Here is a 22,284-nt window from a genome sequence, read left to right on the forward strand (position 1 = left end):
CGCCGTCGGGCCGTGACGGGCGGCGTGAGCACATCGTTAGAGGCGATCCGAACCGAGCGACCCTGCTGTTCCGCAAGAAGGGCAAGTGGCTGAACGGCTGGCTCGGCAAGAGATACCCACAGAGCCGCACCGACGGTGCCATTAATTGACTGGCGTCTTGCGACCAACACGGTATTTTCGTACGATTCCTCCATTCCATTGGATATGATCTGCGGTCGAGGGCCGCCCACGTAGATGGCCAAGGCTGAACAGATCAAAAAGCTCATCGCGAGCTATGGCCGTCCCGATGAATTTCGGTCTGCGGCGATGACTATCATCAACGATGAACATCGGATGGGCCACGCTCCGCTGGCCGCCGCTCTTAAGCGAGTTCTCGATTCCAGCGTTCATCCCGTCAGCGGCGCCCCAAAGCTCGCTTCCCTTGACGCATCCTCGGATCCCGCCATCGAATTGGTGGACGCGACCGACCCCTCGCGGAGGCTGTCGGACATCGTCTTGACTTCGGAAGCTCGCAGCAGCTTCGATTCCTTGATCGAGGAACAAAAACGAGCCGACGAACTTCGACGGCATCGACTGCATGTGAAGTCGAAGATCCTGTTCTGCGGGCCTCCGGGCTGCGGCAAAACGCTTGGAGCCGAGGTGATCGCGCGCGAGCTCGATCTGCCGCTTCTAACGGCCCGCGTGGATGCGCTGATATCATCGTTGCTCGGTCAAACGGCTACAAATCTCAGACGCCTCTTCGAGTACGCGACGCGCCGCCCATGTGTTCTATTTTTGGATGAATTCGACGCACTCGCTCGGTCTCGGACTGACGAGGGCGAACACAACGAACTGCGGCGCGTCGTAAACAGCTTACTGGGGCTAATTGATCGCCACCATGGACGGGGTGTTTTCGTAGCGGCGACAAATCTCGAAAGCAGCTTGGATACTGCCATCTGGCGTCGCTTCGACGATGTGGTGATTTTTGAACCGCCAAGCCGCGAGCAAATCGGCTCGTTACTGCGACTGGTTTTCAAGAACTTTCCTGTCAACTTCGACGTCGACGCCAGCGCTGCTAAGCTGCATGGTCTGTCGTATGCAGAAATCGAGCGCGTAGCGCTCGATGCCGTGAAGACTGCGGTCCTGAAGAAGCGGAAAGCGGTGAGCGAGACGGATTTCGCTGCGGCCCTCAAAAGCGCGAACCGAAGAACTGCGGCGCAATCAACTCGTCGGCCCCGGGCGACCTGATGAATGCCCCCACGTGAGCACCTTCCGCTTCTACGCATGCCGCGCGTAGAGCCCCGCAGAAAGCATGGTTTTGGACGGCCGCCGGAACGCGACCACCGAGCGCACGGAGCGCGCATCGCCGAGGAGGTCGTGGAAACGATAGCTGTCGCCCGAGCGCGGGCTCCCATCCCCGGAATCGACCCTAAGCTGATCCTAAAGGTCGAACTAACCAGCGCGGTGGACGAAGACGAGTGGCGGAGAGCTGGCCTGCACGTTTTGGCTCAAAATCCGGGCAACATTCTCGTCCTTTTCTCAGACTCGTTTGAACTAGAGGCATTCCGCGATCGCGTGGAGAGGTTCATCGCGGGGCCGGTAAAGGGCCGTGAAAACCCGCCCCACAACTCCCTTATCGCTTCTATCGAGCGAGTAGGTGAGCTTGACCCGAAAGACCGGATCGGACCGCGTCTTGCCGCATCTGGCATTGTGGGGCTAGACGATATCGACGGCCGGAATGTTTTCGTCGTGGACGTCGAATTGTGGGATGCCGGCGAGCAGTTTGATCGCGAAGTGCGAGCGCGATCGTTGATTGCTTATGTCGAAGGCGACCTCCGAGGCCAGAGTGTCGGTCAACCATTTATCGGCACTTCAGGCTTCTCACTGGTCCGTTTGCGCATTCGAGGGAGCGAGCTGAAGATACTCTTCGACCGTCCGGAAGTGGCGTCCATCGATCTGCTTCCGCTTCCCGATTTGGGCGAACACGATGTTCCTAGTGTTACAGTTCATGATTTACCGCCAGCAATCCCAGCTGAGCGGGACTCTCCGATCATCGGCATCATTGATTCCGGGCTGAACGCGCATCCTTTGCTCGACGGCCTCGTTGTGGAGCAAATTGCAGTTCCAGCGGCACTCGGCACTGCCGACGTATGGGGACATGGCACAAAGGTCGCGGGGATTGCCGCTTACGGCGATGTTCGCGAACGGCTCGACCAGAGAAACTTCGTTGGGTCGGTCCGAATTCTCAGCGCCCGCGTGGTGAACGATCCCCGGTGATGGTGTAGCTCGGTAGAGCAAAGCCGTCCGCACGCGCGCCCTCCCATGGCGCCGTAGCGGGCGGGCGGCTTTGCGGTGGTCACCGGCAGTTCGCCGGTAGGGTCGGGTTGCTGACACCAACCTGATTCGAGGAACCACCGATGACCGATGAGATGATGAACCTCCGCACGCTCGTGGAGAAGACCCCTGATGCGGATCTGCTGCGCGAGATGATCGGCTTTGCTGCCCAGCGCCTGATGGAGCTGGAAGTGGAAGGCCAGACCGGGGCCGCCTACGGCGAGAAGAACCCCGAGCGTCTGGCGCAGCGCAACGGCTACCGCGACCGGACCTGGGAGACCCGCGCCGGCACGGTCGAGCTGCGCATTCCCAAGCTGCGCAAAGGCTCCTACTTCCCCGGCTTTCTGGAGCCGCGCCGGATGGCCGAGAAGGCGCTCACCGCCGTGGTGCAGGAAGCTTATGTGCAGGGCGTCTCGACCCGCTCCGTCGACGATCTGGTGCAGGCGATGGGCATGAGCGGCATCTCCAAGAGCCAGGTCTCGCGGCTGTGCGCGGAGATCGATGACAAGGTGAAGGCGTTCCTCGCTCGCCCGATCGAGGGCGATTGGCCCTATCTGTGGATCGACGCCACCTACGTGAAGGTGCGCCAGCAGGGGCGCATCGTGTCGGTCGCGGTGATCGTCGCGGTCGGCGTCAACAGCGATGGCCGGCGCGAAGTTCTCGGCATGGACATTGGTCCCTCGGAGGCCGAGACATTCTGGACGGCGTTCCTGCGCAAGCTCGCCCGCCGCGGCCTGCGCGGCGTCAAGCTGGTCGTCTCCGACGCCCACGAGGGCATCAAGGCGACCGTCGCCAAGGTGCTCAACGCCAGTTGGCAGCGTTGCCGCGTGCACTTCATGCGCAACGCGCTGGCCCATGCCGGCAAAAGTGGACGGCGTGTCGTCTCCGCCTTCATCGCCACTGCGTTTGCCCAGGACGATGCCGAGGCCGCACGAGCGCAATGGCGGAAGGTCGCCGATCAGCTCCGCCCCAAGCTACCCAAGCTCGCCGGCTTCCTCGACGAGGCCGAGACCGATGTGCTGGCCTACATGACGTTCCCGCCGCAGCACCGCACCAAGCTGCACTCGACCAACCCGATCGAGCGCCTCAACGGCGAGATCAAGCGCCGGACCGAGGTCGTCGGCATCTTCCCCAATGAGGACGCTATCGTCCGCCTCATCGGCGCGATCCTGCTCGAACAGAATGATGAATGGACCGTCCAGCGCGCCCGTTACATGACGCTGGAAACCATCGCGCCGTTGAGCGATGATCCAACCGTCAGCCTCCCGGCTATCGCCAGCTGACCAGTCCGGCTCTTGCCGGCGAACGCGGTGTCCCACCGCCAGTTACACCACGCTCAGGGACACGATCGCTTCGCCCGTCCGACCGTCCTCACGGCGGCAGCCGCCCGCAGACGCGTGAGCTAAGCAAGAGCGCGCTCTGGATCCCAAATATCTCGGCACCGTCTGCCACGATCCGTGTGGCAGGCCCCCTTGACGGCCAATTCCGCCCATCCATATACCATCCAATTGGATGCTGTACGGATGGTGATGTGATGCCGAGCAATGTTCACGAAATTCGACCAAAGCCTTCCGACACGGAAAAAATCACGATCAATCTTGGTTTTGTCGATCTCGGTCAGGTCGATTTGATGGTGCAGGAAGGCTTCTACTCCAACCGCACGGATTTCATCCGGACCGCCATCCGCAACCAGCTCGAACGCCATGCCGAAGTGGTCAAGCAGTCCACGGCGCGAAAGAGCCTGGACCTGGGCTTGCGACACTACAGCCGCGAGGATCTCGAGGCGGCACGGAGGGTGGGCGAGATGCTGCACGTCAATGTTCTGGGTCTCGCCACCATCGCGCAGGACGTCACGCCCGAGCTCGCCCGCGCGACGATTGCATCGGTCTCTGTGCTGGGGGGCCCTGCATGCCAGTCCGGCGGTCAAGTCCGCTCTCGCTGATAGGACGAGGTAAGGTCATGTTGAACCAGGACATCATTCGCGAAGCCACACGCCTCACGCGCTCGGGCCAACTCGTCGAGGCCACCGCGCTGCTTCAGCGCATGCTTCGGGGCGAGAAAGAACGGGGCGCTACCGCACCGAGGACCGGCCACCCTGCCCTTGCTGCAGGAAGAGAACCGCCGACCATCAACGCCAAGGCGAACGCCACCGAGACGAGACGTCCGCGTCGGGCGGCCAAGCCGGCAGTGGACCTCGCCAACAGCATCCACGGGCTCGGACTCCGAGGATCGCTGGGGCGCCCCCCGCCGTCCATGGCGGATACCGTGCCGGACGGCGCCAGGTTCGTTGAAGGCGTCTACGCAAATGCCGCGGGAAGCCGCGCCTACCGGCTGTTCATCCCGAGCGGCTATCATGGCCAGGCCATTCCGCTGGTGATCATGCTCCACGGCTGCACGCAGTCGCCGGAGGATTTCGCCGCCGGCACGCGGATGAACTTCATCGCCGAAGAACAGACCTGCTTCGTGGCCTACCCCGCGCAGCAGCCGGAAGCGAACCAGGCGAAATGCTGGAACTGGTTTCGGCCGGCCGACCAGCAGCGCGGCCGAGGCGAGCCCTCGCTCATCGCCGGCATCACCCGCCAGATCATGCGCGACCATTCGGTCGATCCGGAACGCGTCTACGTCGCCGGACTGTCCGCCGGGGCCGCGGCCGCGGCGGTCATGGGATCGACGTACGGCGATTTGTACGCGGCGATCGGCATTCATTCCGGACTGGCCTGCGGAGCAGCCAGCGACCTTCCTTCCGCGCTGATGGCCATGAAGCAAGGCGGCGGACCTGAGGCAATGCCGAGCGGCGGCCCGCCCGTGCCGACAATCGTCTTCCACGGCGATCGCGACACCACGGTGCATTCCAAAAACGGCGCTCGGATCGTCCGACAGTCGATCGGCAGATCTCGCACGAAGGCGAAGGTGCATCGCGGGCGGGTACCTGGAGGGCATGCCTACACCCGCACGGTCTACACCGACGCCGGCGGGCGCGGAATCCTCGAACACTGGGAAATCCACGGAGCCGGACACGCATGGGCGGGAGGCAGCCCCGCCGGCTCCTACACCGATCCGGACGGACCGGATGCGACGAGGGAGATGCTGCGTTTCTTTCTCGAACATTCGCTGCAGCGGAGACGAAACTACTAGGGTCACTGAGGACGCAACGATCAGGCCTTGGGCTTGTGGTTGACGGCCGCCTCGCAAGCCAGCCGCTCCGCCTTCAGGCGCTCCCGGCTCGCATGGAATGCCTGTTGGTCGCGCCCATACTCCGAGGCCGGCGCCTTGGCGCCTGCATCTCGAAACACCTTTCGAGCTTCCCGCTCGGCCGCGATCGGCGCTCTCCGGTCCGATATGCGATTGCTCATTGCTCCCTCCTCCAGGCGCAAACGGTCCTTGCGCTATAACTGCGCATTCGGACCGCCAACCTAGCGGGTAGGTTTGCCTGCGCGCTTCCGGTTGATCAGATCGATCAGTGCGGTTTCGTAGTGGTCCTCGAATCGCGCGGACGGCCCTGATCTGCTCCCGCACGGACTCGTCATTCGGTCTTGGCTTAGAGATGGGTGTCTGAGCCGCCGTGACTGACGACCACAGGATGAGTAGTGCGATGATGAGGGGTGTCTTCATCCCTGCCGTTAGCACGTCTCGGCTGGGTCGCCCGATTTTGTTTGGGCCGCTTGCTAACTCAGATAATGGCCGAAACTCTCCCTCGCGGCGTCAACCTCAACCTTTGCGAGGCCCAATTCCTCAGTGAGAGAAGAGGCAGCCTCCAAATGGTGAGCTAACATTCTATAGTGGGCGGAAACCCGATGCTCCGAATGGAGGGTCGCCTTCTCGTCCGTCAGTTCACTGATGTCGTATCGAAGGAGGGTCTGCGCGAGCACCTCTGTCGCCCGATCGAGCACGGAATTAAGATAGACTAACTGAAGATCGACCGCGTCACATCTGGCACACATTCGACGTTCCGCTTCAACAAAGGGCGGGAGAGCGCATCTCTCCGCCGCCGGCGCTCCTGTGGTAGGTGCCAAGACCGGCGATGCGAACTAAAGCCCTACAGGCCGAGATGTTTCAAAATACCAGCGAACTGGTGACTAACTGCTCCACGGGATTGATAGGTTCCACCTGTTCGAGCGCGCCATGGAGGTGCTGAAACCAATACCGGCACATTGCAACGCCTGATTCTGCCGTTGAAGCCGCCGGCTGCTAGGTGGAAGTGCGCTCCTTCAGGACAGCTATCGCCTCTCAGGCGCGGCATTAGCGAAGTCCGCTTGGACCGACCCTAGGGGGCCGACAGGTGCAACTGGTCTTGCGGTGCCGGCGGATAGCAACCAAGCATGCGTCAGCCTGTTCACATACATGGAAGCGCATCTTCTGCGGGTCATTACTGACGATGGCGAGTGCCGGTTTTGGTTAGCGGCCGGTACGGAGGAAGAGGCCGTTCAGCTGGTCTTGGATGTCATCCCAGAGGGATGGACTGCTAAAGTGATCGATCGTGGATGGTTCAGCGGATGCGACGAAGCTGCGGCACTCGCCTTAACCGGCGGCCTCGCGCCGGGAGAAGTCCGCGAGGTAAGCAGAGGAATCGGTCTTAGCTGAAATGTGTCCCCTGGTGTGATCCGCCATCCGCAACAACGAAAACGGTTCGGGAAGGCCGGATGATTACAAAACTAGCCCTACAGGGAGCCTCAGATGAGCGAACGACGTGAGCTCTATCGAAGTACCAACGGCGATGCCTGGTTTCTCGGGCGCGAGCCCGCCAATGGCAAGGCTTTCGTCATTCATCAGCCAAATGCACCTTCTGGCGGTCGACTGACGCACATCGAACTCGGCGATTTTTTGCGCAGCGAGCCGAAAGGACCGGAGCATCAGGCCCTCCTCCGCCTGATTGGGACCCTCGTGAACGTGCCGCCGTACGCTTAGGTTTGGTGACCGGAGAAAGACGGCAAACACGGAGAGTACGTGGGCGAGGAGGATCTAGAGTACCTAGCGCTCGTTCCGCATGTATGGGCTGTTCTCAGACACCAGAAGCATAGATGGATCAGTGTGCGGCACGCCTCCATGGTCAAACGAAGCTTTCGGCAGAGCCACAGTGCAGATCCCCGCGATCAGAGCGATCGAGAACAAAGCCCCCAAGACAATACAGCGCTGCCTCTGCATCTACTTTACCTGGGCAGAGTACCAATGGCAGGGCCAACGCGAGTCCTCGACGAGCCGTTCCTATTTTCTGAGTCCGGATGGCCGCCGAGCCGATAGACGCCAAAAATAAGCTGTCGCCTAAAGGTTGACCTGCGATCGGAGCCATTGAAGGGGGCGTGGGCAATGAGTTCAGTGATCCGCTCGCCTGACTAGCGAGATAGGATCCGTCTGCTCGGCTCTATGCTACTTCTTCTTTGCAGGCCCGAAATCAGGCTGCCAAGCCGCTTCCTTGCGGCTCGGCGCTGCGGCGATCACCTTGACCTTTTCCTTTTTCGGTTTCTTGGCTTCGCGATTGCCGCGTTGCTGTCCCTTCGCCATGTCGCTCTCCTTTAGTGGTTTGAGTTCGTCGAGTTCATTTGACTGCAGCACGCGACCCCGCGGAGTGCAGACCCTGACGTCCATGTAGCCTTCACGCAGAAATCTTCTGGCGAGCCGCAGCGCGACTGATGCACTGCCACGCCCGAGATTGGAGCCGCCGTATTCGTTGGTCCCACTGACCAGATACGGCACCCGGGTTGCCCTAGCCATTGAGGACGGCGGCTCCGCACACCAGAAGTAGAAGAAACAAGGGAACGATCACCGGCGGCACGATCCATTCCGAAAAGCGAAAACGCTGCATCGAACGCTCCTGCGAAGCCTTCGGCGGGAGCACACGTGACCCTCAGTCACCGCTCGAACCCGTTGAGAAGTGCGGTGATGGCAGCGACCCTACGCCCCCGCGGCGCCTTTAGCGAGCGCTAAATGCGGCGCAGCGGCTGCCGGGAGGAAGTCGGCTACCGCCGATGAGGATAGTGCTGGCTATTGTCGAGCCATGGGCGCATGGTCGTCCCAGCCGGCATCGGTCGGGCTTCACTTGCGAAGGGCAAGCTTGCATGACTATGCGCTCGCGGCGAAACCATCGCGTTTGGGCATTCTTTCCGCATCCGCGGCATCGAATGGCCTGTGTCCGCAGGGCCCAACCGGGATGCGGGTATCGCCAGTGACTGACCACACCGTCGATCTCGACAAGCATCGTGGGATGGCCGCGCAGAAAGCGACCGATTTGCGCCGAGCGCTGGCCGAGGTCGAGAACAATGTCCGCGAGCTGCGTGAGCGCGAGGCCGATCTGGAGAACCGCCTGCTGACAGTGGCTGCCGCGTCATGGCCGGAAGCCGCAGCCAAAGCGCGTTATCTTCTCAACCTCTATGCTGCAAGCCTGCCCCCCGAGGACACGCGCCACCGCGCCCTAGTGGCAGCACTGTTCGACGATTTCGTCCGGCTGTCGGGGGAGGACTGAGGCGAACGAGCGCTGCCTGCATCAGCGCGCGACCGGGAAGCGCATAGTCACGGGAGGCCGTGATTTGAGCGCGCGATAATGCCGCACGCAATCAGGAGCGGAGTAAGCCATGACACTGACCAGCGGCCGTTTCATCGGCCACGAATACGACCGGATGATTGTTCGGTTCTCTATGCACGATGGCGCTAAGGAGATTCCCTGCGCGATCTCAACCTCTGCGATGGACCATCTCGAGGGCGGGCCGCAAGTCAGACCCGAGCAGCGCGAAGCCCAGTTCACCCGCCTGCGGGATCGTATCGAAGCATGTGCCGCAAGCAAATATCGCGCGACGGAGTTCGAAGGCACGCCACCGGGCATCGTACTGCGAGGCATCGATTTCAGGTCGTAGGAACGCGTGCTTTGACCTCTGGCAAAGGCGGCTTGCGCTCGAAAGGCTTCTTTTTCGGCGGCGCGGGCAGCAGTCCTTCTCTAATCGCCTGCTTGCGGGCGAGCTTGCGCGCTCGTCGAATAGCTTCGGATTTCTCGCGGGTCTTTCTCTCCGACGGCTTTTCGTAGGAGCGCCGCTGCTTCATCTCCCGGAACACGCCCTCGCGTTGCATCTTCTTCTTGAGAACACGAAGGGCCTGCTCAACATTATTGTCTCTGACAAGTACCTGCAATCGATGTCCTCCCTTGTGGCTGCAAATGCGGTACTTCCTACATGCAGCCAATGCGCAGGAGCTTCATTGCGATTTTGAGGATAGCGGCGGCGACATTCGTCACCGGAGTCGAGGTGCTGATCTGCTTAAACAGCGATGCAGCCTAGTAGTGACATCAACGTGACCACCGTCGTTGACGAGTGTCAATCAAGAAAGCCCTTCATACAGGTCACTCTCTGGCCGGAGCACCAGATATGGCCAGGCGAAACAAAACGGCTTTCCTCCTTGCAAAATCCGAAAGGTGATATATATTGGCAGTTGTTCGATTAGCCGCTGTGCCGTGTTGAATGCGCCCGCGGGCTCCTTTTCCAAAGACATCGACGAAGTTGAAGATCACCGTGTGATTGTCACGCGGCACGCGCTTGCGCGCTTTGGAGAAGAAAATGACGACAGGTACTGTTAAGTGGTTCAATGGCCAAAAGGGCTTCGGTTTCATTCAGCCGAACGACGGCGGCAACGATGTGTTCGTTCATATCAGCGCTGTTGAACGAGCTGGCCTTTCCGGACTCGGAGAGGGTCAGAAGGTCGCTTTCGAGATCAAGACCGACAAGATGCGAGGCAAGGTCAGCGCTGAGAACCTCTCGCTGGCTTGATATCGTAGCGCCGTTTCACGGATGTACTGAGACGGCAGTGCGGCCCGCTCGATCACAGGCTTGAGCGGCATTGCGCGTTTCAATTTGGATGAGACATGACTGGCAAGAGGACGGGTGAGCCTTCCCCTGATAGCGTCGCGCGCGCCAACCGGCAGCGTGTGGCCCGGGAGGAAGGCGCGCAAGCTCTGGCAGATGCGAACCGCCGGGCCGTCGAAGTCCGTCTAAACATGCAGCGGCTTCGCGCGTTGCGGGAAGCCCGGCTGTTGGAGGAAGCGAGTGCGCGGACAGCTCTGCCGCCACCAAAGAAGAAGCGCAGCAAAGGGAATGCTGGATAGGGCTGCCGAGTTCAGCCGCTATCAGCACCGAAAGAAGTCAAGGCTTCGTCAAAAGGTGGAAGACGGCATATGCTGAACGATGTGCGGATCGCTCCCGAGGTCAACTCGCATAACGGATATTCTGTCACCTTTGTGCTGGCCATCGGCACGGTGCGGCAGATGTGCCGTCTTCAGACCAACTTCGCGTCGCAAAATCAGGCTTTCAACTATCTGCACAAGCACCGCAAGCGGTTCGAGCAACTAGCCCGCGAGCGGTTCGCGCTTGGCCAGATCGAAGACGGCTTGATCAAGCTGACGATGTTGTAGGCGAACGAGCAGCTCACCCGGCTTGGCGCATTGCGAGCGCGTGCGAGGCTCAGCTGTCCTTCAGAGCGCCAGTCCGTCCCTCCACGTTGAGGAACCGATGCAGGCGCCACCTGTTGTCCTGGTACGTAAAGCGACGCCGACCATCCCACCTCCCACCACAAACCTGTGGTGCAGATGAGCGCGAAATTGAAGAGCCGTAGCAATCGCGACGCCTCAATGGTCTTTCGGCCGACACCTCTGCTGCGAGCGGCGATCGTCAAGTGGGCGGAGCGCCAACCCGAGAGGCTCACCTTGTCGCAGGCGGTGTGTGAGCTGGTCGAAAGTGGTCTCAAGGTGAAAGAAGCGGACCCATCCGGACACAGGCAAGAGCGGCGCGCCCGCAAGATGGCCGGCGAGACGATAGACGATATGATCAGTGCCAACATGACCGCCGACGTTAAAGCTGCGAGCAAGCGACACCTGCTTGACGGGCCTGAAGAGTTTAGCCGCGTTCGCGTCGACCGCCGAAAGGCAAGTCGATCTGCTGACCGCGGCGAGCGATAACCGAGCGTGAATGGCGCCTAAGCGCCGCCGCTCAATTGGAGTTTGAGAGATGATGAGAGAAAGAGAGTTCGCCCGTGATCGGGCCATTCGCGAGGCCAACAAAGCATTCAAAGCTCGCGAGCCGCTGACCCCAACGACCGACTACGCAAAGGCGCAGCGGTCCTTCCAGGAAAATCGCGAGCGCTTAAAGGCGCAGCGACTGGCACGCGATGCAAAGGCAGGGCAGAACTGACCGTAACGAGCTGTTCTTGGGCGGTTGAACAGACGGTCGTCTGCTTGACGAGCGCACTTCCCAAGCATGCTGCCGACACTCCAGGCCTTGGAATACCCTGACGTGCGTGTCTGATGTGGGTCAAAGATCGAGCAGGGGGGCCAGGATGATCGCGGCTTCTACTTCGCGGGCATTGAGGCGTCCGGCCGCGCCCCGACCTTTCTGATGATCCCCGGCTACGAACAGGTCCGCTCTATCGCTGCCCACATCGCGGGAGACAGAGAGGCCGCCGAGCGCGTCGGGCTTGAGCTGCCTGAGACCGGCGTTTGCACGCGCGGTGGGGTCGATGGCCCCGCCGGCGCCTCCCGATGCTGCGGCGGTCCCGCGAATCAGGATGCGATCGCGTCCTGCGCGGCGGATGAGAGCGCGAAGAAGGCTGGCGCCGCTTAGACAGGCTTCTCTCGAGGAATGACAAATACGCTTTTTGCCCGCGCCAATAGTCGCAATCGCCGAGACATGAACGGTTGCGTTTCTTCGTGGGTTGTAGCCATTGCCGATCTCCGCTTGGCTGTACTTGAGAGCCGAGCGGTCCGCAGCGAACTACAAGCCGCTCGGCAGAGTGAAAATCTACGCGCCTCGTTGTAAGCTGAGACGCCACTAGTCGTCCCACACCCGTTCGCCGCATTCGCAGCGAAACAGCCGAAGGATACGACCGGTGCGTGGGTCCAAAATCGCATGCGATGCGGCCAAGCGGCGACCGCAGCGGGTGCATTGTTTTTCTTTGTCGGGCGGCGGTGGCTGAGTCATCGCCACCCAGTAAGCGAAAGCTGCTTTGTACGACCGGCCCTTTTTTTGCTGCTTGAGAGGCAGCCGAGGATTTCAATCATCTCCGAGCAAACTGCCTGCGCTTTGGGCGGTATCGCACTGGTTGCCGTTCGCCGTTACCCGTGGGTTGTTTCGGTGTCGCTGTGACCCCGCAAACGTGCTCGGGTCACTCTTGCTGAGGAGCGCCTTTGATTGAGCTACCAAATCCCGAGACCGTGCAACGGCCTCCGCTTGGTAAGCCGCCAATCGTCTGCGAATTGAGGCTGACATTAGACGCTCCCTTGCCATGCAGGCGGGAGCGCAATCGGTCTCTCAGCCACCGACGCCTACGGGCAGAGCCGAAGCCGGTGATGCGGGTAAACTAACTCAAGTCGCTTTGGTTCAGAAGTGAACTTATGTTGTGTGCGGCAAATCGTGATCTCCGATGCCGGTGCCTTGGCGCCCGCATCTCGAAACACCCTTTCTCCGGTCCGCTATGCGATCGCTCATTGCTCCCTCCTCCGGGCGCAAACGGTCCTTGCGCTATAACTGCGCATTCGGACCGCCAACCTAGTGGTAGGTTTTCCCCCGGCGGGGTTTTGGGGGAAGTGCCGGGGCGGAGACTCGACGCCTCGCGAAGCCCTTAGTTCCAATCCGTTCACGTGGTCGCACGCGTCTCAGGCCGACTTCCGCTGCGGCTTGGCGGCCGGCTTCTTGGCTGCCGCCTCCTTCGCCGGCTTCTTACCCTCGATCGGCATCAGCATCTCCTTCTGGCCGGCTGCCGCCTTGCGCGGCTTCTTGGCCGGCTTGGCGGCCCTCACCGGGGCGGCCTCCTTGCCGACGGATCGGCGTAGCGCCTCCATCAGGTCGACGACGTTCGTCGCCGCGGGCTTGGACTTCGGGGTGATCGGCTTGCCGGCGCGCTTCTGATTGATCAGATCGATCAGCGCGGTCTCATAGTGGTCCTCGAACTTCTCCGGATCGAAGTCTCCCGATTTCTGACTGACGATGTGCTTCGCGAGGTCGAGCATGTCTTTCGTGACCTTCACATCCTGGATCTCGTCGAAATATTCCTGCTCGCTACGGACTTCGTAGGGGTAGCGGAGCAGGTACCGACGAGCCCCTTGTCCATCGCCTCAAGCGCGATGATGTGCTCGCGGTTGGTCAGCACCACGCGCCCGATCGCGACCTTGTGCATCGCGCGGATGGTCTCGCGGATCACGGCGAAAGCGTCGTGCCCGACCTTGCCGTCGGGGCGGACGTAGTAGGGGCGGATCAGGTAACGCGGGTCGATGTCGGCCTTGTCGACGAATTCGTCGATCTGGATGGTGCGCGTGGACTCCAGCGCGATTTCCTCGAGCTCCTCTTTCGAGACCTCGATGTACTGGCCGTTGTCGAGCTCATAGCCTTTGACGATGTCCTCGTTCGGCACCTCGTCGCCGGTGTCGGCGTCGACCTTCAGGTATTTGATGCGGTGGCCGGTCTGCCGGTTGAGCTGGTTGAACGAGATCTTCTCGGACTCGGACGTCGCCGGATAGAGTGGCCACCGGACAGGTCACCAGTGACAGACGCAGGAAGCCTTTCCAGTTGGCACGGGGCCATGTACTCAGAACTCCGTTTGGGCGGGCGTGGATTCAAGACGAACGAGGGTGGCCGGTTCCGACAGACCAGCCGCTGATCCGGAGTTTCTTCCGACGCCGGCTGCCGCGCCATGGGAATTCGGGAGAGGGTCTCTTGACTCTTCAGAACGAAACGGGAACATAATCCGATGAAAGCCGCCTCCGACCAGACCGAGCCCATCGCCGAGGGACCTGGAAGCAGCCGCCGACCAGGCGATCGCGGCCTGCGGCGGTGATGCCCGAGAGGCGGTAAAGGCGCTGATCGTGGCCAACGATTTCTTGGAGACCCAGCTCAATGCGCTCCGGATGAAGGTCTCAACGGGCTACGCCCGTGGACGGCTTCCAGGAGCGCGGGAACGCAAGGATGAGGCAGATGGCTGATGTGACCTACTATGTCGCTCTACCGTTCGTTTTCTCCGACGACGGCCTAGCCGCCGGGGAGGCGACGGAGTGCCTGAGCGCCAACGCCGCGGTGATGCGGGCCGAGGCTCTGTCCCGGAAGCCCGGTCACGCCGGCGCCATCGCGTTCAGCCGAACCGGCGATCCGTCCAGCGGCGACTTCAGCGATGCCAGACTGATCCGGAAGTTCGGCGAGGTGCCGGACGATCTCAGCACCTTGTGATGGCCGACCTCCGGCTAATCGACGGTGGGGAAGCTCGCATCAGGAGATCTTGGTGGTATAGACCTTGATCATCACCTGATCACCGCTTCACTTCCATTCGAAGAGAAATAACGTGGCAAAGACGCGACCCGAACCCGTCCGCGATCCGAAGGCCGATCACCTTCTGACCCGCAAAATTGCGTTCTTGTCCTCATCGACTACCAACCTGAGCAGTATTCCAGCGTGACTTCATCCTCGCGCGAGGAGATCACCCTCAATGCGATTGCGCTGTGCAAGCTCGCTCAGGCCTACGGCATCCCTGTGGTGCTCTCGACGGTGGCGGTCGACATGGGCGTGAACGAAGGCACGATTCCGGAGATCCGCGCGGCTCTGCCGGGAGTGAAAGAAATCGACCGCACCGGCGTCAATGCATGGGAAGACGATGACTTCCGCAAGGCGGTCCAGGACACGGGGCGACGCAAGGTGGTCATCGGGGCGCTCTGGACCGAGGTCTGCCTCGCCTTTCCGACCCTCGACATGCTGGCCGAAGGCTACGAGGTCTATCCGGTCGCCGACGCGTAGGCGGCATCTCGCCGGCCGCGCACCAACGCGCGTTCGACCGGATGATCCAGGCCGGGGCAAGGCCGATCACCGCGATCTCCTTCGGTTGCGAGATCATGCGCAACTGGGCCCGGGGAGATTCCGACAAGCTGCGGGAAGTCATGCGGTAGTATTTCCCTCAGCATCGCCGTCTGCACAAGTCGGCTTGAGGAACAACGTCGATCCTTTTGGCGATCAGCCACGGGAAGTTGAGATGCCTCAAAGCGAACCGTGTTTGGAGGCGCAGAGTTGGCTTCGTACCGAGCGGCAAGAGAGCGTGCTCCGGTGCCGTTACGGTTGCGGAGCCCCGGGCTCCTAGGCACTCCGGGCTCTGCTCCAAGATTTTGCGACCGCAGGATACGGCGTCGGCTCCGAGAACAACCCGCGGGCACGTTCGATGGAACGAAGCCCGGACCTGCGGGTTGGACGGCAAAAAGCATTTGGACAGTTTGAGAGCACGATCGGCCTCGGCAGTGATACAGCTGCCGGGGCCGATCTGCACTCCATCCTATTCCTCGCTCGGCGCGGCGGCGTTTCCGGGCTCGAGCAGACTGAGCGCGGTCTCGATCTGCGCGAGCAAGCTTTCGATCTCCTCGCGCTCGTTCGGCCCGGGATCGCTCTCGAGCTGCGCCAGGAGCCGTTCCTTCCGCGCCAGCAACTTCGCGACGGTCGACATCGTACCTCCCCACGCTCCCAGCACTACCTCCAGAGGAGGTGGTGCGCTGGTGTCGATCGCGCCAGCCCTGTCGCGGCAATGGACGGCCCGCCACGCGTTGCACGCGCCTCAGGCCTGGACGTTCGACGGGAGACTGGCGCTCGTTCGGGCGCTACTTCCCCGGCGGCCGCAACGGACTGTCCACCCACCTCCGGGCGGCGGGATCGTGCAGCGGATCATCGTCGCAGACGGGACAGACGTATCGGTCGCCGCCGCGCCCCGTCCGCTCGGGGGCGAGCTTCATCGCCCTCCCGCAGATCGGGCACAACTTCCGCACCTGGTGCGATACCGACATCCGATTTCCCCCGCCGCCCCCAGCTTAGTTCCGGACGGAGCGCTCGCTCAAGACAATTCGCCAGGCGCGCGAAGCAACGCGTTCGACGATGGCCGCAATTATCGCGGGACGCGGCCCCGGCCGCATCAAGCGGTATGACCGGGGTCGATGTGCTTGGGCGTGTTCTTCTCGGCTTGCGGCACCATGCGGGCAGGATCCGGAGCGCCAGGGACGCAGCGCGGGCCGAGCTGCTCGCGCGCAATGTCGCCCTCGGTCTTGTCAGGCGCTATGCCGTTGATCGGGCGCGGACGCATGATCCTCTTCCTCGGGCGCATCGGCGGTCAATCGCCCGACGCACCGAGCGCCGCTCCAGACCTCTATGACCGGATGTGCCCCAAGGAGTTTCGCGGCTCGACACCTTGCGTCGTCATCGGCGCCGCACTCCAGCTCATAGACTGCATGGACGACGCCGCATTGATCGACTCATAGGCCACATAACGCATGGCGGTGCACAACGCGCGATGTTCAGCACACCCGAACGACTCCCACGACAGGCCGTTTGTTCCTACTAATTCGGAATGTCGTCAGCCCGGTCGCTCCGAGCCAAGCGACCGGAAAGCAATGGCAGGTTTGCCGGCGGACGCTTCGTCCTGTGACGCCGCCCATATTGCCCCTCGTCGCTCCGGATGCGTCAGACCACTTGACGCGGCGCGCGCTCCGCACTGAAATCCGATTTTCAGTGATGTTGCGGGGGTGGCGTCGTGGAAGAGTTCTACAAAGGCTTCGCGCAGCGGGCGCGCGATCTGGCCGAGCATGCGGACCCGTTCACCAAGCGGCGGCTGCTCGACCTGGCAAAGCGGTACGATCTCAACAGCAGCGGATCAAGCCAGGGACGCGCTCCGGCGCCACGGGCAACGCCGCCGAACGTGCTGTTCTCTGGCTCCGGCGAAGCCTGACTACTCTCTGGCGGCCGGCGCGACAGCCCAGTCCAACGCGGGCTTTCTGTCTCATTGGTCGCGCAGGCGCGTTCCGCAAGCTACCGAGCCGACCCTACTCGGTCGGCACGCCGATTTCCCGGATCGTTATCTCACAGAGCGCCACCGCATCGGTGACGCCGCGCCGGTGAACGGCGATCATTCTCCGGGCCACGATCTCGCAAACCGGGTCCTTGCGATCGACCAAGCCGATTCTGCGGAGAGCGGCATTGAATGCCAATTCCAGAACGTGCCGTTGCTCCGGTTCAAAACTGCCGTCTATGAGTAGGGGTGTGATCGGCATAGCGGCGCTCCCTTGCCTTGCAGGCGGCAGCGCGATCGGTCTCTCAGCCACCGGCGCCTACGGACAGAGCCTTGGCCGGTGATGGTTTGACCATGCGCCTTTTGTGGCGGGATAGCGAGTCTGAATCGGTCATCCCAGATGCGTTCGCCGCATCGGTTCGGGGCTCAAGGATCGCGTGAGTGCGATGCGGGAAAGCGGGGCAGGTCGGATTGCCTGGACGGGGGGCGTGTGTCTTCTTCTCGGTGATGCGTAGCCAGTTGCTCGAACTCTCAAGGTGCGAGGGTGCTTGAGTGCAAAAGTGAACATTCGCTCCACGCCCTTCGAGAGCTCTCCGACGTTCGACTTTCGGCACCCGCTACGTTCTTCTCGATCTGAGGGCCGCCCGATCGGGGTCATGCCGTTCGTTTTTCCCTTCGGGAACGACCGATCCATTGGGCCGTTCGACTGCTTTAACGGATGCCCATTTCGTTGTGAGTCACCAGTGAGCGTGCTTCTCGTCGAGGACGACCCTCGGATCCGCGAATTCGTCGTCGAAGCGCTGCGCGAGGCGGGCTACCATGTCATCCACGCGAGCACCGGCGAGGAAGCTTTGGAGTGGTGCAAGCGCCGGGCCGCCGACGTGCTGGTCACCGACGTCAGGCTGCCCGGACAAGTCGACGGGTGGCAGATCGCGGAGCGCTTCCGCGAGCAGGATCCGGAACTGCCGGTCGTCTACGCCACGGGCTTCTCGCCCAGTACACCACGCCCCGTGCCTGGCAGCCGCATCGTGTGGGACGCTCCCGGCCAACGGAGCAAGCGGGGCAATCCGCATTGGCTAGGCCCCGAATGCGCATCGCACGGCCATCACGATGACCGCCGAAAAGAGATACGAGATGGCGAGCAGCGTCCAAATCGGTCTTGTGCTTCCACGGGCTACGCGCGCGACGAGCATCTTCAGGCCCGTCAGCATTCGTCCGCGGGAAGCCGGTGCAGTAGGCGAGGCCGAAGCTTGTCAGTTCTTCGGTATGCCCTCTCGGGCTTCCCATCTCCCTTGCAGATGACGCTCGAGCAGACAGCGCCGACTGTCCTGAGCGCCGACATCAGGGTGCATCGCCCGGTACACAGTCCAGGCCATCTCTGCCGCCTGTCTCACCGCGACTTCGTCGACCATCCCTCACGCTCCGGAGATCGCATCAAGTCGATGCCAACTCTACGCGATGGCGAAGGTTTCCGGTTTTTCCCGATAGTCATCGAGCCGCTTCCGGAGCGGCTCTAGGCGACGCGCCACATCAGCGAACGGCTGTGCCTGTCGTCACGCGATCGGCACACCGTAATAGGCGTTCACCGAGCGCGTCGTCGCCGGGTCGCTCCAATTCCAACTGCTCTCGTCGGCGTATTTGGGGGCGCCGCGGAGCTGGTCCTGAGTGATACCGGTGACGTAGCCGCCGAGGTTGGTGTCGTATTTCAAGGCCTGCCAAGGCAGCGGATAGTGATCGTCGCCGATACCGAGCAGGCCGCCGAAACTGAGCACTGCGTAGGCCACCTTGCCGCTGATCTTGTCGATCATGACGCGCTCGATGTAGCCGACCTTTTCTCCGCCGGCCCCGTACACGTTCGTGCCCTCAACCTTGTCGCTTCCGATCAGGCTGGACGTCTCGCGATCTTCCATGGTCATGTTGACCTCCCTGATATTGTCTTCTGGAATCAACGGGACGACGATGGCTCCGTTCCTGGCGAGGGGGACTTGTTCTGGAAGAGCGGAGGACGAGATGGAGCTGACCGAGCTGGAGCGCGATTTTCTGAAGAGGCTCCTCGGCGAATCCTGGATCAGCCCACCGCTGTTCGACCATGAGACGGTGGCGCGGCTGGTGGAGCTGGGTTTGGTGGAAACCGAACCGCTTCCATCCGGAGACATCGAATACCGCATCACTGACGCGGGGCGGGCGGCGGTTTCCGCGTGACAGGGATGGGGCGGTCAGCAGGGTCATGAAGCGCGCTCTGGGCGGCGATCCCAATGGGACCTGACCGAGGCGGGCCCAATGGGACCGACCTGAGCCGAGAGCGCTTCGCCGTCTACCAGCGAGATCGAGCGCCAAGGCCGTTCTCTATCGTCCGGCACCGTTATGTCGACCGTCGCCAGGCCCGGCCTCGTTCCAGGCCTTACCGGCTTTGTAATACGCGATGCACAACTCGGCTGCTGGCAAGGGGGCGTCGGATCGGGCCGGCTTGGCGCAAGCAGCCCTAGCGACGCGAGAGTGTGATTCAGGTCGGAACATCGAGCGCCGAGGACACGTTGCTCTCGAATGGAAGCCTTTCTGCAACGCCTCCTGACGGCGAGGTCGGACTTTCCGATCTGGGTGCGCTACACCTTGACGCTCGGTCTGGTGGGCATCGCTTTCATCGCCCGGGTGATGTTGGACGATCACCTGCGCTCCTACCCTGTTCTGCTGTTCATACCGGCTATCTTCCTGTCCTCCTTTCTTTTCAATCGCGGCAGCGGTTTCGTGGCCACCGCGGCAGGTGCCGCGCTCGCCGCCGCCTACTTGATCCCGGACCCACCATCCTCAGCTGCGATCCCACTCATCCTGTTCATTCTGACGGGCATCTGCATCGCTGCCGTCACCGAGCTCCTCAGGAGCACGCTGCACAAGCTCTCCGAGGCGAAACGCTATACCGAGGTACTGCTGCAGGAGCTCGCGCACAGAACGCGGAACGACCTCGCCATGATCGTCTCGGTCCTCCGGCTCCAGGCCCGCTCGGCAACTGCCCCAGCGGTTCAAATGGCGATCGCATCCGCGGTGAGCCGGGTGGACGTGGTGGCGAAGGTCCACGATCGCTTGCGCGATACCGCCGACAGCAGCCGCATCGCACTCGCGCCCTATATCGAAGCCTTATGCGGGAGCCTGGCCGACTTCCATCGCGGCGTGCGCACGATCTCGATCGGCGTTCGCTGCGAGAACATCGAGGTGCGGAGCTCGCAGGCGGCGTCGATCGGGCTGATCGTGAACGAATTGGTCACGAACTGCTTCAAGTACGCCTTTCCGGAAGGCCGCCAGGGCGCCGTCGAGGTGCGCCAAGGACGAGCGCGTCCTGGTGACGGTGCGGGACGACGGCGTCGGCTGTCCGGCCGACGTCAGGAGCGGGCTCGGCACCCGGCTCGTCGGCCTTCTGGCGACGCAGATGAAAGGCACCGTGGTGAGAAGGCCGCTTCCAGAGGGGTGCGAGGTCCAGGCCTCGCTCGCGCTCGACGCCTGAGCGGCGAATGCGCTGAATTTCGCCGAAGGCGGCTGCAACCCGCGACCCGTTCTGGCGTAGACGGTTTGGAGATCGCGACAGACCATGGCTGCCCAATCGCCGAAGATACCCGAAGAACTGCAGCGATATCGAAGACTGCACGCTGAGACCGGCAAGAAGGCTGACGACAGCTAGGCCATGGCCCGGATCGGCCTCGGCATGGGCTACGAACGTCATTCCATTTTGGCAATGTGCGGGACCCAGTTGGTTGTCCTCACCTCCAGAAGGCGCGTTTCTGTCGACGAGAGCGGCAATCTTTCAGAGCAGCGGTACCGGCCGCCCACTCCGACGAGGGGCACTCCAGATCGAACGGCTCGCGGTCTTGCGCTTGCCAATCATCCCTCCGGCAGGCCCAATTCCTCGACCGCCCGGCCGCAGATTTCGGCGGGATCCTTGAGGCCGGTCTGACCGACCTCGATGATCTTCTTGGCGATCAGTTCGGTCAGCGGGTCGTTGCGATCCTGCACGCCGATCCTGCGGAGCGCCTCTTCATAGGCCCTCGAAAGCCGTGCAATCTCTTCCGGCCCTAGAGGTGAGTTTTGAAGTATTCGATAGATGGCCAACTGTCATATCCCCGCTCGGGGTAGCGTAGCACCGATGTGCTGTGGGAGCATTGCATCATTGCCGCTAATTTTAACTTCTGCACCCATGCAGGCGTCGGCCAGAAGAGCGCCGCCGAGAAGCAACGCGAAACTAGTTGCGCATAGAGGAACGATAGCGCGAGTGCCAAGTTTTCCCCAGCCCCCCTACCCCGGGGGTGAACCCCGAATGGCCCCAGCTCATAGCCTCCCTAGCCCCCCGAGCTGGGGCCTCTCTCCCGAGCTGAGCTTCCGTCAACAGTCGCCGAACACTATCCCTTCCGCGCCGGCATCGGAATCCTGGACCCAAGCAGCTGCGCCACGGAACGACGCTGACGCACATTCGCGCTACACCTGATGGATCCGCCGATTAAGTTTCGGGTAAGGCAACATACGATTCACATATGTAGATGCTGGAACAACGTCGGCGGATTTCAGTCGCGATTGCATCATTTTCCCGATTGGTCCACCGGCGGGCGATGATCCAAGTTTGTTCCTAGGCTTGGTTTGGGGGTTTACACGACATCCGTGAATACGATGGTTTCGCGTTGACGCCGCTATGCTGCTGCATGCGCGTCTGGAACAGCTCACGTCTCAATTATCCGAATTGAAAAGGCTTCGCGCCCGCGTGCTTGAGGCGGAGCGGCGCGCAGAAAAGTGGAGCATCGGAAGGTGCTTTTCCAGTGGAAGCGACAACTCTCCTAGACCTTGGTCGCCTTCCAGACACCGCTGCACCTGGTAGCGCCGGAATAGCCACTCCAAGATCCCATTCCACTCGTCGGCGCCAATCTGCCGGCGCCTGCGGCATGCTTGTCCTGAACGGTTACAGAAGCGCGCACTGCGCCGGTTCTCGATACGCGCCCCCGAAATCTGACAAGGTTTGGATGAGAGATGTTGCCATTCGAGATGTTCACGTCGAAATTGTAGCTAGGATCGCAGGATCCGGACCGCGTCTCGAAGATCAGGTGCCACGCACCATCGAAGGCGCGTATTGGATAGGAGCGCGCCTCGGCGTAAGCGGCATAGGCGAGGGTTAGACAACCCGCCGTCAAGTTGGCAACTAATCGCATCATCGTCATCGCCTCA

At 61.9% G+C, this 22,284-nt stretch carries 26 protein-coding genes and 3 pseudogenes; 20 read left to right on the top strand and 9 right to left on the bottom strand.

The genetic code is table 11. The features are described 5' to 3' along the window. Positions 1 to 234 precede the first annotated feature (234 nt). The 5 genes and pseudogenes from N2604_RS34245 (at position 235) to N2604_RS34265 (ending at position 5,448) form a co-directional block, all read left to right on the top strand. Complete coding sequence (locus N2604_RS34245; RefSeq protein ID WP_260372372.1) at positions 235 to 1,227, top strand: AAA family ATPase; 993 nt, start codon at positions 235 to 237, stop codon at positions 1,225 to 1,227. Between the two features lie 129 nt (positions 1,228 to 1,356). Beyond that, entirely contained in the window at positions 1,357 to 2,256 is a 900-nt protein-coding gene (locus N2604_RS34250; protein WP_260372373.1) for a hypothetical protein, read from the top strand. Between the two features lie 140 nt (positions 2,257 to 2,396). Next, complete coding sequence (locus N2604_RS34255; protein ID WP_260372374.1) at positions 2,397 to 3,596, top strand: IS256 family transposase; 1,200 nt, start codon at positions 2,397 to 2,399, stop codon at positions 3,594 to 3,596. 251 nt (positions 3,597 to 3,847) lie between these two features. Then, positions 3,848 to 4,268, top strand: a pseudogene (locus N2604_RS34260) (CopG family transcriptional regulator). A 4-nt stretch (positions 4,269 to 4,272) separates the two neighbouring features. Further along, entirely contained in the window at positions 4,273 to 5,448 is a 1,176-nt protein-coding gene (locus N2604_RS34265) for a PHB depolymerase family esterase (protein WP_260372375.1), read from the top strand. A gap of 20 nt (positions 5,449 to 5,468) precedes the next feature. Here the strand turns inward: N2604_RS34265 and N2604_RS34270 are convergent, their stop codons facing one another. After that, the gene (locus tag N2604_RS34270) at positions 5,469 to 5,666 is read right to left on the bottom strand and encodes a hypothetical protein (protein WP_260372376.1); all 198 of its coding nucleotides are present in this window, start codon (positions 5,664 to 5,666) and stop codon (positions 5,469 to 5,471) included. Positions 5,667 to 6,987: 1,321 nt separating this feature from the next. Here N2604_RS34270 and N2604_RS34275 point away from each other — a divergent pair. Beyond that, positions 6,988 to 7,218, top strand: coding sequence for a hypothetical protein (locus N2604_RS34275; RefSeq protein ID WP_260372377.1), 231 nt, complete (start codon positions 6,988 to 6,990; stop codon positions 7,216 to 7,218). Between the two features lie 459 nt (positions 7,219 to 7,677). On the opposite strand, the gene N2604_RS34280 is transcribed toward N2604_RS34275, so the two are convergent. Then, a complete protein-coding gene (locus tag N2604_RS34280) occupies positions 7,678 to 8,004 on the bottom strand; it encodes a hypothetical protein (protein ID WP_260372378.1) in 327 nt (108 codons plus the stop codon). Positions 8,005 to 8,473: 469 nt separating this feature from the next. Here N2604_RS34280 and N2604_RS34285 point away from each other — a divergent pair, with 469 nt between their 5' ends. Continuing rightward, a complete protein-coding gene (locus tag N2604_RS34285) occupies positions 8,474 to 8,770 on the top strand; it encodes a hypothetical protein (protein ID WP_128947567.1) in 297 nt (98 codons plus the stop codon). A gap of 109 nt (positions 8,771 to 8,879) precedes the next feature. Beyond that, entirely contained in the window at positions 8,880 to 9,158 is a 279-nt protein-coding gene (locus tag N2604_RS34290) for a DUF1488 domain-containing protein (protein ID WP_128933069.1), read from the top strand. Here the strand turns inward: N2604_RS34290 and rpsU are convergent. Then, a complete protein-coding gene (gene rpsU, locus N2604_RS34295; RefSeq protein WP_080140126.1) occupies positions 9,148 to 9,429 on the bottom strand; it encodes a 30S ribosomal protein S21 in 282 nt (93 codons plus the stop codon). The two genes, N2604_RS34290 and rpsU, sit on opposite strands and share 11 nt — an antisense overlap. Positions 9,430 to 9,851: 422 nt before the next feature. On the opposite strand from rpsU, the gene N2604_RS34300 reads away from it, so the two are divergent. The 5 genes and pseudogenes from N2604_RS34300 to N2604_RS34325 all read left to right on the top strand — a co-directional run. Beyond that, on the top strand, positions 9,852 to 10,061 hold the full coding sequence (locus N2604_RS34300; RefSeq protein WP_080140125.1) for a cold-shock protein: 210 nt from the start codon (positions 9,852 to 9,854) through the stop codon (positions 10,059 to 10,061). A 404-nt stretch (positions 10,062 to 10,465) separates the two neighbouring features. Further along, positions 10,466 to 10,702, top strand: a complete 237-nt coding sequence (locus N2604_RS34310) for a hypothetical protein (RefSeq protein ID WP_260372379.1) — start codon at positions 10,466 to 10,468, stop codon at positions 10,700 to 10,702. Between the two features lie 174 nt (positions 10,703 to 10,876). Then, the gene (locus N2604_RS34315; protein ID WP_260372380.1) at positions 10,877 to 11,245 is read left to right on the top strand and encodes a hypothetical protein; all 369 of its coding nucleotides are present in this window, start codon (positions 10,877 to 10,879) and stop codon (positions 11,243 to 11,245) included. A gap of 49 nt (positions 11,246 to 11,294) precedes the next feature. After that, positions 11,295 to 11,477 (top strand): hypothetical protein, encoded by a 183-nt coding sequence (locus N2604_RS34320; RefSeq protein WP_260372381.1) that lies wholly within the window; start codon positions 11,295 to 11,297, stop codon positions 11,475 to 11,477. Between the two features lie 144 nt (positions 11,478 to 11,621). After that, a pseudogene (locus N2604_RS34325) lies at positions 11,622 to 11,906 on the top strand (FAD-dependent oxidoreductase); the annotation flags it as partial. 1,031 nt (positions 11,907 to 12,937) lie between these two features. On the opposite strand, the pseudogene N2604_RS34330 reads toward N2604_RS34325, so the two are convergent. After that, positions 12,938 to 13,870: pseudogene (locus N2604_RS34330) on the bottom strand (Ku protein). Between the two features lie 382 nt (positions 13,871 to 14,252). Here N2604_RS34330 and N2604_RS34340 point away from each other — a divergent pair. Next, positions 14,253 to 14,501, top strand: a complete 249-nt coding sequence (locus N2604_RS34340; protein WP_260372382.1) for a hypothetical protein — start codon at positions 14,253 to 14,255, stop codon at positions 14,499 to 14,501. A gap of 222 nt (positions 14,502 to 14,723) precedes the next feature. After that, a complete protein-coding gene (locus tag N2604_RS34345) occupies positions 14,724 to 15,062 on the top strand; it encodes an isochorismatase family protein (RefSeq protein ID WP_260372383.1) in 339 nt (112 codons plus the stop codon). 526 nt (positions 15,063 to 15,588) lie between these two features. Here the strand turns inward: N2604_RS34345 and N2604_RS34350 are convergent. Further along, the gene (locus N2604_RS34350; RefSeq protein ID WP_260372384.1) at positions 15,589 to 15,756 is read right to left on the bottom strand and encodes a hypothetical protein; all 168 of its coding nucleotides are present in this window, start codon (positions 15,754 to 15,756) and stop codon (positions 15,589 to 15,591) included. Positions 15,757 to 16,215: 459 nt separating this feature from the next. Beyond that, positions 16,216 to 16,383, bottom strand: coding sequence for a hypothetical protein (locus N2604_RS34355; protein ID WP_260376436.1), 168 nt, complete (start codon positions 16,381 to 16,383; stop codon positions 16,216 to 16,218). On the opposite strand from N2604_RS34355, the gene N2604_RS34360 reads away from it, so the two are divergent. Further along, a complete protein-coding gene (locus tag N2604_RS34360) occupies positions 16,382 to 16,558 on the top strand; it encodes a hypothetical protein (RefSeq protein WP_260376437.1) in 177 nt (58 codons plus the stop codon). The genes N2604_RS34355 and N2604_RS34360 overlap by 2 nt on opposite strands. 272 nt (positions 16,559 to 16,830) lie before the next feature. Further along, on the top strand, positions 16,831 to 17,025 hold the full coding sequence (locus N2604_RS34365; RefSeq protein ID WP_260372385.1) for a hypothetical protein: 195 nt from the start codon (positions 16,831 to 16,833) through the stop codon (positions 17,023 to 17,025). Positions 17,026 to 17,119: 94 nt separating this feature from the next. Here N2604_RS34365 and N2604_RS34370 read toward each other — a convergent pair whose 3' ends face one another. After that, positions 17,120 to 17,347, bottom strand: a complete 228-nt coding sequence (locus tag N2604_RS34370) for a hypothetical protein (RefSeq protein WP_260372386.1) — start codon at positions 17,345 to 17,347, stop codon at positions 17,120 to 17,122. A 481-nt stretch (positions 17,348 to 17,828) separates the two neighbouring features. Here N2604_RS34370 and N2604_RS34375 point away from each other — a divergent pair, with 481 nt between their 5' ends. Further along, entirely contained in the window at positions 17,829 to 18,602 is a 774-nt protein-coding gene (locus N2604_RS34375) for a response regulator (protein ID WP_260372387.1), read from the top strand. 36 nt (positions 18,603 to 18,638) lie between these two features. Here N2604_RS34375 and N2604_RS34380 read toward each other — a convergent pair whose 3' ends face one another. Beyond that, entirely contained in the window at positions 18,639 to 19,001 is a 363-nt protein-coding gene (locus N2604_RS34380) for a PRC-barrel domain-containing protein (protein ID WP_260372388.1), read from the bottom strand. Between the two features lie 94 nt (positions 19,002 to 19,095). Between N2604_RS34380 and N2604_RS34385 the strand changes: the two genes are divergently transcribed. Both N2604_RS34385 and N2604_RS34390 read left to right on the top strand, forming a co-directional pair. Continuing rightward, the gene (locus tag N2604_RS34385) at positions 19,096 to 19,287 is read left to right on the top strand and encodes a hypothetical protein (RefSeq protein ID WP_260372389.1); all 192 of its coding nucleotides are present in this window, start codon (positions 19,096 to 19,098) and stop codon (positions 19,285 to 19,287) included. Between the two features lie 342 nt (positions 19,288 to 19,629). After that, a complete protein-coding gene (locus N2604_RS34390; protein WP_260372390.1) occupies positions 19,630 to 20,727 on the top strand; it encodes a sensor histidine kinase in 1,098 nt (365 codons plus the stop codon). Positions 20,728 to 20,955: 228 nt separating this feature from the next. Here N2604_RS34390 and N2604_RS34395 read toward each other — a convergent pair whose 3' ends face one another. After that, the gene (locus N2604_RS34395; protein WP_260372391.1) at positions 20,956 to 21,183 is read right to left on the bottom strand and encodes a hypothetical protein; all 228 of its coding nucleotides are present in this window, start codon (positions 21,181 to 21,183) and stop codon (positions 20,956 to 20,958) included. Positions 21,184 to 22,284: the final 1,101 nt, after the last annotated feature.

The sequence above is a fragment of the Bradyrhizobium sp. CB1015 genome, assembly GCF_025200925.1.
GTDB lineage: Bacteria > Pseudomonadota > Alphaproteobacteria > Rhizobiales > Xanthobacteraceae > Bradyrhizobium.